A 12,702-nucleotide genomic window follows, 5' to 3' on the forward strand; every position below is an offset into this window, starting at 1 on the left:
ACCTCCTTTGGCCGCCATTTACTGCTACTGCGAGATTGCCTCAACCATACTGTCCAAAGTAGCTTTTTCGGCAATAATACACTTCATCCCGTGGCTTCGGGCCACCTTAGCTGTTTCTTCACCAATGCAAACTGCCGTCACCTTTGTAAAATCCAGCTGCGGCAGGGCGCTGACAAATCCGCCTACTGTCGAAGCACTTGTAAATGCCGCATAATCAAAATCATAAGACAGGATTATTTCTTTTGAAAAAATACTGCTGTCTGATTCGTAGAACGTGTCATAAACCGGAATATCTTCATAGCAGATTCCTGCTTGATCAAAAATGCGGTTTAGATCTTCCGATCCTTCCCTGGCCCGTAAGACCAACACTTTTTCTCCAGGTGCCAGAACGTTGACGAGGCCGCTAGCAAGGCTGGCGACGTTATAGCTTTCCGGCATATACTCAATGCGAATGCCGCGCTGGGTAAACGCCTTGGCCGTTCCGGCTCCGATAACCGCGATCTTAATCCCGTACAGGTCGCGGATGTCTCTCCCCGTTTCGAGCATTCTGTCAAAGAGAGCTTCTACGCCGGCCGCGCTGGAAAAAACAAGCCAGTTATATTCTTTGATCCGCTCCAGTGCAGCATTAAATGCTTTATTGTCGCTTATTGGTCTGGTTTGGATACATGGGAATTCCAAAGCTTCCCCGCCAAAATCTCGGACCTTCTGACTAAGGACGGAATTAAGCTTTTCCGGACGTGTTACCACGACACGTTTACCTGCAAGCGGACGCTTCCCTGCCCATTCAAAATTCTCGGACAAGGAACAGACCTGGCCGATTACGATAACAGATGGATTGCGGATTTCCGCCTTTGCAGCGTCACCCGGCAGGTTGCCGACTGTCGTCAGAAGCTTGCGCTGTCTTGCTGTCGTCCCTCTTTCTATGACCGCCGCCGGCATATCCGAAGCCATTCCAGCATCCAGCAGCCCTTCGGAAATACTTTCGATCGCCGATACTCCCATCAGGAACACCAATGTTCCTTTCATGTTTACAGCAGCCTGAAAATCAATATTCGGAGTCTCGCCCTCTTTTGTATGTCCTGTAATGATATGCAGGGAAGAACAAAAGTCCCTGTGGGTTACCGGAATTCCTGCATAAGCAGGAACCGCGATGGCCGATGTTACCCCCGGTACTACCTCGAACGGAACCTGATGTTCATGAAGCAGTTCCAATTCCTCTCCGCCACGTCCGAACATAAACGGATCTCCGCCCTTCAGACGAACGACTGTCCTGCCTTCCAGGGCTTCTTCCAGCAGAATCCGGTTGATCTCGTCCTGCGGGATACGATGATAGGTCGGCAGCTTGCCGACATCTATTTTTTTTGCGTCTTTAGGGATTAAATTGAGGATTTCAATACCTACGAGCTTGTCGTAGATGACAACCTCTGCATTCTGAAGAACACGCAGCCCTTTTACGGTGAGCAGTCCTGCATCAGACGGGCCTGCCCCAACCAGCCAAACTTTTCCCGTTCTCTTTTGCTCCATTTATCTTACCTCCGCAAGTAGTCTCGTTGCCAATCTGTATCCTATTTCCGCCGCATCCCTGCGGTCGCCGGTCATGCTGCCTTTGGCCTTTTCACCGGTTTCAACATCGACATAGAGGCCGGTGATCCTGACTTCTGTACCATGCACTTCGGCAAATGCTGCAGCAGGTGAACTGCACCCGCCGTCAAGTTTTTGAATAAAGGCTCTTTCAGCCAGGGCTGCTGTCTGAGCATCTTTGTCGTTGATACACGCCAAAAAGTTGAGATCCTCGTCTTTTCTGCCCTGAATCGCCAGGATTCCCTGTCCGGCAGAGGGGATCATTTCCTCAGTGGAAAACACCCTACTGATACGGTTTTCCAGTGACAGCCGCTTAAGTCCGGCGAAAGCCAGCAGCAGAGAACTGAATTCACCCTCGTCCAGCTTTTTGAGCCGGGTAAGTACGTTGCCCCGCACAGGCTTGACATCTAAACCGGGATACAGATCTAAAAACTGGATTGTTCGGCGTGCGCTGGAACAGCCAACAGCCTTTTCTTTGTCTAGATTTTCTATAGATCCTGTCCCCTGCGGCAGAACCAGTACGTCCCGAGGATCTTCTCTTTTAGAAAATGCCGTAATCGGCAGGTCCTCCGGTATTTCTGCCGGCATATCCTTTAAACTGTGAACAGCGATATCAATTACACCTTGACAGAGCGCCCTGTCCAGTTCTTTCACAAAAAGGCCTTTTCCTCCTATTTTGTCCAACGTCTGTTCCAAAATAACGTCCCCTGTGGTCTTCATGGTAATAAGCTCAAGTTCCCATTCAGGATGGTTTTTTCGGATCTGCTCCATAACAAATTGTGACTGGATCACCGCCAGCCTGCTTTCCCGGCTGCCGACAATTATTTTCCTTTTTCCCATTCGGCTACCTCTATTCTCATTTAGTCAAAGTTACTTTTATTGTTTGTTTTATTCATTACGTTATTTATTTGTCATTATTCATTCGTCCAAGTGTTCATTCACGTATAGCCTCAGCTTCTCTGCTGTCTTCTTAGCCTTCGTGTGGTCTTCCCCGCTGGCCGTGAGCCCGATCACCACATTTCCCTTCCTGACCACTGCCGGGAAATAGAACGTACATAGTTCCTTACGATCTGCGACACTGACAGGGATTCCATACCGGGTGCATTCTTCGGCAATTTGACGGTTTACTTGTGTTTCATTGGTTACTGCCAGAACCAGGTCAGCCCCATTACAGTCCCCTTCCTGATACTTGCGACAGAGCAAAGTGACTTTTTCATTACCTGCCAATTCTTGTTTAAGCTCCGGGACAAGTTCAGGCGTAATCACGGTAATGTTGGCATCAAACGGCAGTAATGTTCTGATTCTTCTTGCCGCAATCTTTCCGCCCCCGAAGACAACAATCTTTTTATTCTGAAGAGAAACAAAAAGCGGAAACCAAGGCTGATTCGGACGCTGTTCCAGAGAATAGTCCCAGGCAAGCTTGTGCAAAACCTGTTCCTTGTTGTAAAACGTATGCTGTTGCGCATCATCTTTCTCATCTATTTTACCTGGATGTTCCAGTGTCTCTGGTTGTTCCGGCCGCCTGATTAGAATCACTGTAATTCCCAGCTCGCGTGCTGCTTCAATTTTTTCCTGGAATCCTCCGGTCTCTCCGGAGTCTTTTGTCACCAGAAATCTTGCTTGGGATGCTTTCAGCATGGCAATGTTCAGCTCTTTGGAAAATGGGCCCTGCATATAGCTTATATTAGACTTCTTAAAGCCCAGCTTTTCACACTTCTCCATTACATCCTGCATCGGAAGGACCCTGGCAAATACCCGCTCCTGATAGTCCTTGATTCCGGTAAACGTTTCAATCTCCTTGCTTCCGCAGCTCAGAAAGACGTTCCCGGTCTTATCATTTAATACCCGTACCGCATCCTCGCTGTTGTCCGCATAAATCATGTTTTCCAATATATTCGTGTTAAATGACGGATTATTCGAGACCAATCTGCCCGGTTCCCTTTGCAGACGGATATAGTCCGTTGCGGTTTCGCGGCAAGCTTCGCAGATATTGTCCGTAACAATTTGGGCGTAAGGATGTGTTGTATCAATGACACAGTCCGGCTGAACCTCCCGAATGAAGGCGGCCATTTCTTCCCGGCCCAAACGTCGCGCTTGGATGTGAAGATTTTGATCCGGTTCGATCAGCTCCCTGCCATAATCCGTGGCCACTGAAACATACACTTTTGCGTTACTTCGCCGCAGCTCATCAATCAGCTCCCTGCCTTCAGTTGTCCCGGCAATGATCCAAAATACCGGCATTTTCATCATTTCCTATATCCTCTCGGTGTGACCAGTTTGTTGTTGATTACCCTTGTCTGTGAATTTCCGATAATGACAGTCGTAAACATATCAACTTTCTTCTCTCTCAATTCAGTCAGGCTGGAGACAATTTCATAATTCTCGCCCTCTCTGCCGATGCTGCGGACAATACCGGACGGCAGGTTAGCATTCTGATGGCGCATCACAATATCGCAAGCCTTTTTCAAATAATCGTGCCTTTTGATACTCGATGGGTTGTATAGTACAATGACAAAATCTCCCTGGGCTGCCGCTGCAAGCCTGGCTTCGATCTTCTCCCACGGCGTTAATAGATCACTGAGGCTGATGACTGCAAAGTCATGAATGAGCGGCGCTCCGAGAACAGCTGCACCGCTGCAGGCCGCTGTGATTCCTGGTATTACTTCGACCTCGAGGAAAGGATACGGCTCTGCAAGCTCCAGCACAATTCCTGCCATGCCATAGACCCCGGCATCCCCGCTCGAGACCACAGCAACCGTTGCGCCTTCCAGCGCCTTTTCAACCGCGGTCCTGCAGCGATCCACCTCTTTCTTCATCGGCGTAGCAATTAACTTTTTATCCGGGAACTGATCCTTGATTAAATCGATATAAAGCGTATATCCGACTAAAATATCACTGGCCTTAAGCGCTTCCTGCGCACGGTTTGTCATTTGTTCCGGTCCGCCTGGCCCTAATCCTACGACATATATTTTCATTGCCCTTCTTACCTAACCACTTTCTCTAAATTTGTAAAACATTCATCCCACAGATCCCGGTCAATGCTGTCCCTAAACCCAAACAGCACCGAACTTACTGCCTTTTCTGCCACTTGCGCCAGCCTGTTTTCAAAGAATGCCTTGTCTTGGTCGCTTAAATTCAGGTACGCAAGATCTTTTTGCAAATTCCGGCATATCCTTTCCGATGTTGAATTGGATATGCTTTGCAGTAGCGGCAGATAACTGCGGATTTCAAATGATTCTATAAATTTGTCGATATGTTCATCAATAATTTCATAAGCCGCTGCTAAAGCATTCTGGTTTCTGAGCTCTGCCTTCCCTAGACCCAAATTGTCCATATCCAGTAATGTAATATTCTCCATATCTCCGACTTTCGGTTCGATATCCCTCGGTACTGCCAGATCACAAAAGATTCTTGGCCTATGATTCTGCGCCAGAGCTGGAATTAAGGCATCCGCTTTAATCGTATAATGTGGGCTGGACGTCACGCTTACCACTACATCCATGTCGGCTATCACCGTATGGCGTTTTTCGTAATCCACGCCCGTACATTGTTTCGGCAATAAATAAGCTCCGTGTTTACGCTGTCTTAAGGTGATCAAAACCTCCGCCCCGCAATCTGCAAGCTGTGCGGCGACAATCTTTCCCATTTCGCCGTTGCCAATGACCAGACACCGCTTTTCCCCCAAGTCAGGAAAGACTTCCTGGATCCGCTCCAGAGCTTTCGTTGCTACCGATACATCCGTCGTCGTCAGCTGAATCTGTGTTTTTACCTTCTTCGCTGAGGTTATGGCCATCTGAAAAAGTTTTTCCAGATAAAGGTCAGCAGTACCTGTTTCTCTGGCCTCTTCAATGGCTTTTTTAATTTGGGATAAAATTTGGCTTTCTCCCCAAATCTGAGACTTCAATCCGCAGGCAGTTTGAAAGAGGTGAACAAAGGCCTCACGGGACTGCCGAATAACAAATAAGCGCTCATATTTATCCCTGTCTTCCTTCTCAATTCGCTTCAGACCGTAGAGAATTTCTTTCAAATTAACTAGAGATCCTTCATTTTCGCTGACCCATAGCTCCGTACGGTTGCAGGTGGATATAATTACTGCGCCTTCCACACCATAATTATTTACAGCAGCCTCCATGGCCTGTCTGCTTTGAATCGGTGTAAAGGCAAACATTTCGCGTTCCTTTAATGATGCTTTTTCATGATCGATCCCGATCATTCTAATATTCAAAGCTAACCCTCCATTCCTTCTGAGCAAGAGCTATTGTTACCCCATTCCCGGATACTTTTCGGCTAATCAGCCCTCCGCCTGCGCTTACCATTAAGGCAGCCCGCTCGCAGACATTGCCGACACCGGTAATACTACTTACAAATTCCGATTCTGTATACTTGCCTGGTACGGAAAGAAGTTCATCTGAACTAAAAAAATGCAGTGGCAGATTATTTTTTGCGGCAAAATCAAGCAACCCCTGTTCTTTTGTTTTGAGGTCAATACTGGCAATACCCGCGATGGCCTGAAAGCTGATGCTGTTCTTGCTCAACTGCTCAAGGACAAGATCCTCAATACGCTGCAGCGGCGTACCCCTTCGGCAGCCAATTCCGAGATACACCGTCCGGGGAACGATATTCAGCGTTATGGGATAGGGTTTTAATTTGTCATTCAGAGAAACACAAATGCCAATACCCATGCTGTTTTCATTCTTCTCCAATAAACGCGGCATCTCTCCTTCTATGTCCAGCTCGCTATAAAACCCGACCGGCTTTTCTGCCAATAGTCGTGCCGAAATTTCTTTCGCTGCTTTCAGATCCGAAATCCAAGCGTCATGGAAAGCTGCCCATTCATCGACCGAAAAAAGCCTGTTTATATCCGTTGCAGTCGTTATCACAGGGATTGCGTTTAGCGCTTCGGATATCCTGTCCGCCAGCATGTTGGCGCCGCCGATGTGGCCGGAGAGGAGCGGTATAACGAACCGTCCCTTTTCGTCAATACACAAAACGGCCGGATCTTTCGTCTTGTCCTGAACAAAGGAGGCGATTGCCCTGACGGCAATCCCGCAGGCCCCAACAAAAATTAGCGCATCTTTTTCTGCAAACTGTCTGCCTGTGAACACCTTTAAATCCGGGGCAATGGGCTCTGCCATGCCGGCTGTATTGATGGCCCCGGTAAGTTTTTCCGGCTGATAGCAAGCCGTATGATTACCTTGAGCATCCAACAGCTCTTTTATTTTCAGGCTGAGAGCGACTCCATTGGCGGTAAAAGCCAGGATGCTTATCTTCATTTCAAATCCTCAGTCCAAGAAGGCAGTGGATCGATTCCTTCCCGGAATTCATGCGTAAATGCCGGATCGTAAAGTTTAGATCTTTCGAAGTCGTTTCCCAAAAATCTGCCCACTAGAATCAAGGCCGTTTTGGTGATATGGTTCTCTTTAGCTGTCCTCGCCAATGTCCCTACCGTACAGCGGAACTGCTTCTCATCCGGCCAGGTTGCCTTATAAACAATCGCTGCCGGAGTGTCAGCGGCGTAACCGCCTTCCATAAGCTTGGCACTTAAGTTCTCCAGCATCCCTGTACTTAAGAAAATTGCCATGGTCGCCTGATGCGACGCCAGGAGAGCAATGTCTTCCTTAGGCGGTACCGGGGTTCTTCCTTCCATGCGGGTAATAATTACAGTTTGGCTGATATCCGGCAATGTATACTCCTTCTTCAAGGAGGCAGCAGCTCCGAAAAACGAGCTGACTCCAGGTACGACTTCGTAATACAGGCCCTCGGCATCAAGCAGATCCATCTGCTCACGGATCGCTCCGTAAATGCTTGGATCGCCGGTATGCAGACGCACGACCAGTTTACCTGCCCGGGTGGCAGGAACCATCACAGCAAGCACCTCTTCCAGTGTCATCCCGGCACTGTCGTAAACGGTGCATTCCTTCTTCGTAACATTCAATAGCTCCGGGTTGACCAGCGAGCCTGCATAAATCACAACATCGGCCTGTTCCAAAAGCGTCTTTCCGCGAACCGTGATTAAATCTACCGCGCCCGGACCGGCCCCAATAAAATAAATCATCTGACAATCTCCTTTTCTTTCACAATGATCGTGGAAAAATAGCTTGCTTTCCCCTCGGCTGCACTGATATCTTTTATAACTCTCTCTGACGGCATCCCGCAACATTCCACCATCTGGGTATGCTTAACCAGATCTTTGCTGATAAGCTCTTCCTTAACCTTGCCAAATTCCCTTCCTGATTTCATCAGCACCTTGGTTCCGCCCCAGTCCAGGTAATCAAAGGACCCTTCATAGGATGCGGGGATAATGTGCAACGGCTGGGCACCCTCGCAGAGAGGCACATTAAGTCTTGCTGCTACAGCACAGAAGGACGGGACCCCCGGAATCAGCCGGGCATCATAGCCTGCTTCCAAAACCCGGTTATGCAGATAAATGTATGTGGAATAGATCGATGGATCCCCTAGCGTAAGAAAAGCCACAGATTTGTTTTGTTTGAGCTGGTCGATGATCTGTTCAGCTGCTTCCTGATGGCTTTGCTCCAGCATTTGGGCATCCCGTGTCATCGGCATGTAAAGTTCCAGTATTTCTTTTTTGGAGAGGTCCACAGCCTGCTTGGCAATATTCCAGGCGGTCATTTCTTTTTCATCCGTCCGCGGAACAGCAATAAGATCTGCCTCGCTGATGATTCGGACGGCCTTTAAGGTCATCAGTTCAAAGTCTCCCGGACCTACGCCTATTCCGTATAATGCTGCTTTCATGATGGCTTCATCCTTTTTATTTTATTGACTATTTCATCCGCCTGCGGTGTTTTGCCCAGGATACCCTGTTCATTGGAATACAGGATCACACCGGCTTTCACCTTATTCTGCAGGCGGTAATTCACATATTCATCAATTTTTAACATGATGGACTCAAATACCTGGTTTCTAAGCCCGTGCCGGTCTAATACCGTAACGGCCTGCGGTGCTGTCAGGCTAGCCATAATTTCTTTGACTATCTCCTTCCCGGCACCGTGTAAGGCAGCATGTACGGCGATAACTTCCATGCGGCAGTCCGCATAGCGGGAGTGGGTATTCATAATGCCCGCTGCCAGCTTGACCAATTTTCCGGCATGTCCAATCAGCAGCAGGCCGTCAAAGCCTAATTCCAAGGTAAAATCCAGCATTTCACCGATATAATTGCTGCAGTGGATCAGAGAACTCTCCAGCCCCAGCGTACTGCGGGCAAAAGTTTCACCGTAATTTCCAGGGCAGACCAGCAGATCTCTGCAGCCCTTTTCTTTCTGCTGATTCATCTCCAGTCGAATCGTATCGATCAGGGCCTTTTCGCTCATCGGCTCGACAATTCCTATTGTTCCCAGAATAGAGATTCCGCCAACAATGCCCAGCCGTGGGTTAAAGGTTCTTCTGGCAATGGCCTCCCCTTCCGGAACTGATATCGTAATTTCCAGGCCTCCCTCATAACCGTACTCGGCACAGACTTTCGCCACTTCCGACATAATCATGCTTCTGGGAACAGGATTGATGGCCGGTTCTCCTATAGAACAGGCAAGCCCGGGCTTAGTGATTCTGCCGACGCCCTGGCCGCCATCGATCTGAATATTATTATGGTTCGCTCTGGCGACCGTCGCAAAAATAAGGATGCCGTTGGTCACATCTGGGTCATCGCCGCTGTCCTTTTTTACAGCACACGTCACCTGGTTCATGTCTCTCCGAACTTCCAGCACCTGCATCGCAACCGGTATCCCCTTCGGTGTCGCAATGGCTATTTCTGTGCACAGGTCTCCTGAGAGTAGCATTACCGCCCCAGCCTTGGCAGCAGCAGCCGCACAGGATCCCGTAGTAAAGCCGCATCTCAGTCTTTTATTCTGTTTGATGACAAAGAGTTCACCGGATTGACTGTTTTGTGGACTGTTTTGTTCATCGTTTAGATGGTGGATGTCATGATTCATCATTTTTATATTCCTTCAATCAGTTTGTATCTTTCCAGTTAATTAAAGCTTTTCTGGCCTCAGATATGGTATTGGCAGGCTGGGCAAATTCAAAGCCATCTTTATCGTGCAAGATTTCCATAAGATGCCCAATTCTTGGGAGTCTGAGATTAATCCTTCTGATTTCCTCCGGATGCGAAAACACTTCCTGAGGCGTACCTTCCATTACAAGCCTGCCGTCATCGATGACATACGCATAATCGCAGTAAAGCGGTACAATATCAATGTCATGCGTTGAGATCACAACGGACAAATTCAGCTCAATTTGCAATTTTCTGAGCAGCTTCATTAACTCACTGACTCCGAGTGGGTCAAGCCCTGCAGTCGGTTCATCCAAAATAAGCACTTCCGGCTCCATCACCAGAACGCCGGCAATGGCTACACGTTTTTTCTGGCCAAAACTGAGGCTGTGTGTGGGCTTGTCTTTCAGGTGGGATATCCCGGTTCTCTTCATGGCTAGATCCACCCTTCTGCGGACTTCCTCCTCAGGCAGCTTTAGATTCATCGCTCCAAAGGAGATATCCTGATAGACACTGGCTGAAAACAACTGCTTATCCGGATCCTGAAAAACAATGCCAACAGATTTTCGAAGCTGTTTGAGACCTTTTACTGAATAATCCAGCGGCAGGCCCTTGAATAGAACTTCGCCGCCTGAAGGCTTATTGATGCCGTTAAAGGAAAGCAGCAACGTTGATTTTCCAGCAACGTTGATTTTCCAGCACCGTTGCTTCCGAGGACTGCTGTCGTTTTCCCCTGTTTAATCCCGAGTGACAGGGCCTTTAAGGCCTGGGTTCCATCACTGTAGATGTAGTGGAGATTTCTGACTTCCAAGATATTTTTAGCCTCCACATTTTCAATCAAGCCATTTTCGGCCATTATAGTAAGCCTCCTGTCCATTGTTTGGAAAACAGCGCAACTGCAATCAGGAATAGGTTAATCAGCATAATCGGAATATATTCTGTCCAATGAGTCTCCGCCTGCTCATGGATCACACTGAGCTCACCGTCATATCCCCTGGCTTCAAGCGCAATATACAGTTCATCCGCCCTCTGATAAGACCGGATAAAAAGTGACGAAGCCAGAGCCGCCAATGAACGGTATCCGGAAGAAAGCCCCGCATAGCCCAAGCGGGAATTTTGCGCCGTAAACATGGTGTCTGCCATTTCCAAAAATACAAAAATAAACCGGTAGATCAGTCCCATCAATTCAACCATCAGTCTTGGAACTTTAAGCTTCCGAAGAACTGCCAACAGGTCTACCATTGGTGTACTCAGCGATAAATAATACAGACAGGAAACCGCGCCAAGCGCTTTAAAAAACAAATTTGCCGCACTTAGAATACCGGACTGCGACACCCCGATATACATGCCAAATGCATATACAGAGAATACAAAAACATCTTTGTCCCCTGAAACATTGACCGCAATGGTTAAAACGCCGATCACTAAAAAGGAAAGTGGGACAAGCATCAGTCTAATAAAAATTCTAACAGGTGTACCGCCTTTGCAAACGGTATACCAACCCATGATCAGGAGCGTCAAGATTGACACCGCAACGGAATCAGCCCAGAGACAGACCCCCAAAACCGAAACGGCTAAGACCAGCTTTTTTAATGGATTCGTTTGTTTAAGCCTGGATAAATAAGCGTATTTATCGATGTAAATCATTGTTTACCGGTTCTTCCTTTTTCTTACGACCCCGCAGATAACCTAACCCGTAGCCCAAAACACCTGCTCCGACAGCTGCCTGAAGCGCAAATAACAAGCTTTCAATTTCTCCGCTAGGCGGCTCCCAAATCGGTGAGAACCAGGCCTGGTAATTCCCGTTAAGTTCTGTTATAGCTTGTTCAGCTTGGCTGTCAGCCCCAGCAAATTCCGCATTTTTTTGCACAATGAGGGGCATAACGGCAAGCGCTATGACAATCGTAATTAAAATAATATTTGTGATAATAACCCGATTTTTATTCTTCGGTTTCATCGTTTCTACAGACATTTTCAGACCTCCTTTGAAAGTATTTTTAAGTCTTTAAGCTCATCCCCTGCATAGGATAAAATCGCCTTAAATATCAGCACAGTCAAAATACCTTCACTGATCGCCAATGGTACTTGCGTTAAGGCAAAAATACCTAAAAACTTGGTAAGTGATGCCATAACGCCGCCTGTTTCAGCAGGAAACGCCAGTGCAAGCTGCACCGATGTCGTGACGTAAGTTAATAAATCCCCAAGTGCGGCAGCGAGAAACACGGCAAGCCACTGCGGTCCATTTGCTTTCTTCACAATTTTGTATGTAGCAAAAGCCACCAGCGGCCCCACAATGCCCATCGAAAAAGTATTTGCTCCCAATGTTGTCAATCCGCCATGAGCCAGTAAAACAGCCTGAAACAGCAGTATGATCAAGCCAATTACGGCCATTGCGGTCGGTCCGAACAAGATAGCGCCAAAGCCAACCCCCGTAGGATGCGAACTGCTTCCTGTAACGGAAGGAATCTTCAGGGAAGACAAAACAAAAGCAAAGGCACCTGCCATCGCCAAAAGCATTAATGTTTTGGGATGCTCTCCAACAGTTCTTCTGATAGAAAAAAAACCAGCCAGAACAAAAGGTATTGCCAAAGCACCCCAAGTAATACACCAACCCGCAGGAAGGAAGCCCTCCATGATATGCATGGCATATGTCTGCTGGGGCAAGAACATAAACATAAGTACGAAACCCATTATCCAAATCTTTTTATTTATCATCGTCAAACTCTCCTATATAAGATATGAAACAAAAAACCTCTCAACATCTTACGTCGAGAGGCTCATATGCTAGGAAGTTTTCCTCGGTAGTCTTGCACATACATCCCCCTCTCTATCACTCGTAGAGTATATGGTGAGACACTAAAACAGGTAGGTCTTCTGGCTTAAGCATCATCGATCTTCAGACCTTCCCAGTTTCCCAGTGGTATACCTGAAGAACTCCACTTTCACAGCGGCGTGACCGCGCGGGCTTCTACCCGACTTTCCTTATTCATTGAATGGTACGCTTATCAGTTCCATTCAACACCTGTTCTGTCTATTCAGTTTTAATCCTGATTCATTATATCGCTCTTTCGACAAGGAATCAATATATTAATTGAAGTATCTTTACCTCCATCAAT

12 protein-coding genes, 1 pseudogene and 1 riboswitch are annotated in these 12,702 nt (G+C 47.6%); all 13 genes and pseudogenes read right to left on the minus strand.

What is annotated here, in order from left to right:
* Window positions 1-24: 24 nt before the first annotated feature.
* Window positions 25-1,524, minus strand: coding sequence for a uroporphyrinogen-III C-methyltransferase (cobA, locus tag AB3489_RS14455; protein WP_368293424.1), 1,500 nt, complete (start codon window positions 1,522-1,524; stop codon window positions 25-27).
* On the minus strand, window positions 1,525-2,421 hold the full coding sequence (gene hemC, locus AB3489_RS14460) for a hydroxymethylbilane synthase (protein ID WP_368293425.1): 897 nt from the start codon (window positions 2,419-2,421) through the stop codon (window positions 1,525-1,527). It lies immediately after the preceding gene.
* A gap of 78 nt (window positions 2,422-2,499) precedes the next feature.
* Window positions 2,500-3,831 carry a precorrin-6A reductase gene (cobK, locus tag AB3489_RS14465; RefSeq protein ID WP_368293426.1) on the minus strand — a complete coding sequence of 444 codons (1,332 nt, stop codon included), beginning with the start codon at window positions 3,829-3,831 and terminating at the stop codon, window positions 2,500-2,502.
* On the minus strand, window positions 3,828-4,556 hold the full coding sequence (gene cobJ / locus AB3489_RS14470) for a precorrin-3B C(17)-methyltransferase (RefSeq protein ID WP_368293427.1): 729 nt from the start codon (window positions 4,554-4,556) through the stop codon (window positions 3,828-3,830). Before cobJ ends, cobK begins: the two co-directional genes overlap by 4 nt.
* A gap of 8 nt (window positions 4,557-4,564) precedes the next feature.
* Window positions 4,565-5,806, minus strand: coding sequence for a glutamyl-tRNA reductase (gene hemA / locus AB3489_RS14475; protein WP_368293428.1), 1,242 nt, complete (start codon window positions 5,804-5,806; stop codon window positions 4,565-4,567).
* Complete coding sequence (locus tag AB3489_RS14480; protein WP_368293429.1) at window positions 5,796-6,854, minus strand: cobalt-precorrin 5A hydrolase; 1,059 nt, start codon at window positions 6,852-6,854, stop codon at window positions 5,796-5,798. Before AB3489_RS14480 ends, hemA begins: the two co-directional genes overlap by 11 nt.
* Window positions 6,851-7,636, minus strand: a complete 786-nt coding sequence (gene cobM, locus AB3489_RS14485; RefSeq protein ID WP_119775485.1) for a precorrin-4 C(11)-methyltransferase — start codon at window positions 7,634-7,636, stop codon at window positions 6,851-6,853. The genes AB3489_RS14480 and cobM overlap by 4 nt, the downstream gene beginning before the upstream one ends.
* The gene (gene cobI, locus AB3489_RS14490; protein ID WP_368293430.1) at window positions 7,633-8,334 is read right to left on the minus strand and encodes a precorrin-2 C(20)-methyltransferase; all 702 of its coding nucleotides are present in this window, start codon (window positions 8,332-8,334) and stop codon (window positions 7,633-7,635) included. The genes cobM and cobI overlap by 4 nt, the downstream gene beginning before the upstream one ends.
* The gene (gene cbiD / locus AB3489_RS14495; protein WP_368294640.1) at window positions 8,331-9,527 is read right to left on the minus strand and encodes a cobalt-precorrin-5B (C(1))-methyltransferase CbiD; all 1,197 of its coding nucleotides are present in this window, start codon (window positions 9,525-9,527) and stop codon (window positions 8,331-8,333) included. The genes cobI and cbiD overlap by 4 nt, the downstream gene beginning before the upstream one ends.
* 19 nt (window positions 9,528-9,546) lie before the next feature.
* Window positions 9,547-10,442, minus strand: a pseudogene (locus AB3489_RS14500) (ATP-binding cassette domain-containing protein).
* A complete protein-coding gene (gene cbiQ, locus AB3489_RS14505; protein WP_368293431.1) occupies window positions 10,442-11,233 on the minus strand; it encodes a cobalt ECF transporter T component CbiQ in 792 nt (263 codons plus the stop codon). Before cbiQ ends, AB3489_RS14500 begins: the two are co-directional and overlap by 1 nt.
* Window positions 11,217-11,558: an energy-coupling factor ABC transporter substrate-binding protein gene (locus AB3489_RS14510; RefSeq protein ID WP_020491938.1), complete on the minus strand. Its 342-nt coding sequence runs from the start codon at window positions 11,556-11,558 to the stop codon at window positions 11,217-11,219. The genes cbiQ and AB3489_RS14510 overlap by 17 nt, the downstream gene beginning before the upstream one ends.
* A gap of 2 nt (window positions 11,559-11,560) precedes the next feature.
* Window positions 11,561-12,301: an energy-coupling factor ABC transporter permease gene (locus tag AB3489_RS14515; RefSeq protein ID WP_020491937.1), complete on the minus strand. Its 741-nt coding sequence runs from the start codon at window positions 12,299-12,301 to the stop codon at window positions 11,561-11,563.
* Between the two features lie 131 nt (window positions 12,302-12,432).
* Window positions 12,433-12,627, minus strand: a riboswitch (cobalamin riboswitch).
* Window positions 12,628-12,702 lie beyond the last annotated feature (75 nt).

The organism is Dehalobacter sp. TBBPA1, assembly GCF_040931655.1.
Classification (GTDB): domain Bacteria; phylum Bacillota; class Desulfitobacteriia; order Desulfitobacteriales; family Syntrophobotulaceae; genus Dehalobacter; species Dehalobacter restrictus.

Coding starts and splice junctions, on each gene's coding strand:
- AB3489_RS14480 (WP_368293429.1), bottom strand. CDS start 6,854: ATGAAGATAAGCATCCTGGCTTTTACCGCCAATGGAGTCGCTCTCAGC.
- cobI (WP_368293430.1), bottom strand. CDS start 8,334: ATGAAAGCAGCATTATACGGAATAGGCGTAGGTCCGGGAGACTTTGAA.
- cobA (WP_368293424.1), bottom strand. CDS start 1,524: ATGGAGCAAAAGAGAACGGGAAAAGTTTGGCTGGTTGGGGCAGGCCCG.
- cobM (WP_119775485.1), bottom strand. CDS start 7,636: ATGATTTATTTTATTGGGGCCGGTCCGGGCGCGGTAGATTTAATCACG.
- hemC (WP_368293425.1), bottom strand. CDS start 2,421: ATGGGAAAAAGGAAAATAATTGTCGGCAGCCGGGAAAGCAGGCTGGCG.
- AB3489_RS14510 (WP_020491938.1), bottom strand. CDS start 11,558: ATGTCTGTAGAAACGATGAAACCGAAGAATAAAAATCGGGTTATTATC.
- cbiQ (WP_368293431.1), bottom strand. CDS start 11,233: ATGATTTACATCGATAAATACGCTTATTTATCCAGGCTTAAACAAACG.
- AB3489_RS14515 (WP_020491937.1), bottom strand. CDS start 12,301: ATGATAAATAAAAAGATTTGGATAATGGGTTTCGTACTTATGTTTATG.
- cobK (WP_368293426.1), bottom strand. CDS start 3,831: ATGATGAAAATGCCGGTATTTTGGATCATTGCCGGGACAACTGAAGGC.
- cobJ (WP_368293427.1), bottom strand. CDS start 4,556: ATGAAAATATATGTCGTAGGATTAGGGCCAGGCGGACCGGAACAAATG.
- cbiD (WP_368294640.1), bottom strand. CDS start 9,527: ATGAATCATGACATCCACCATCTAAACGATGAACAAAACAGTCCACAA.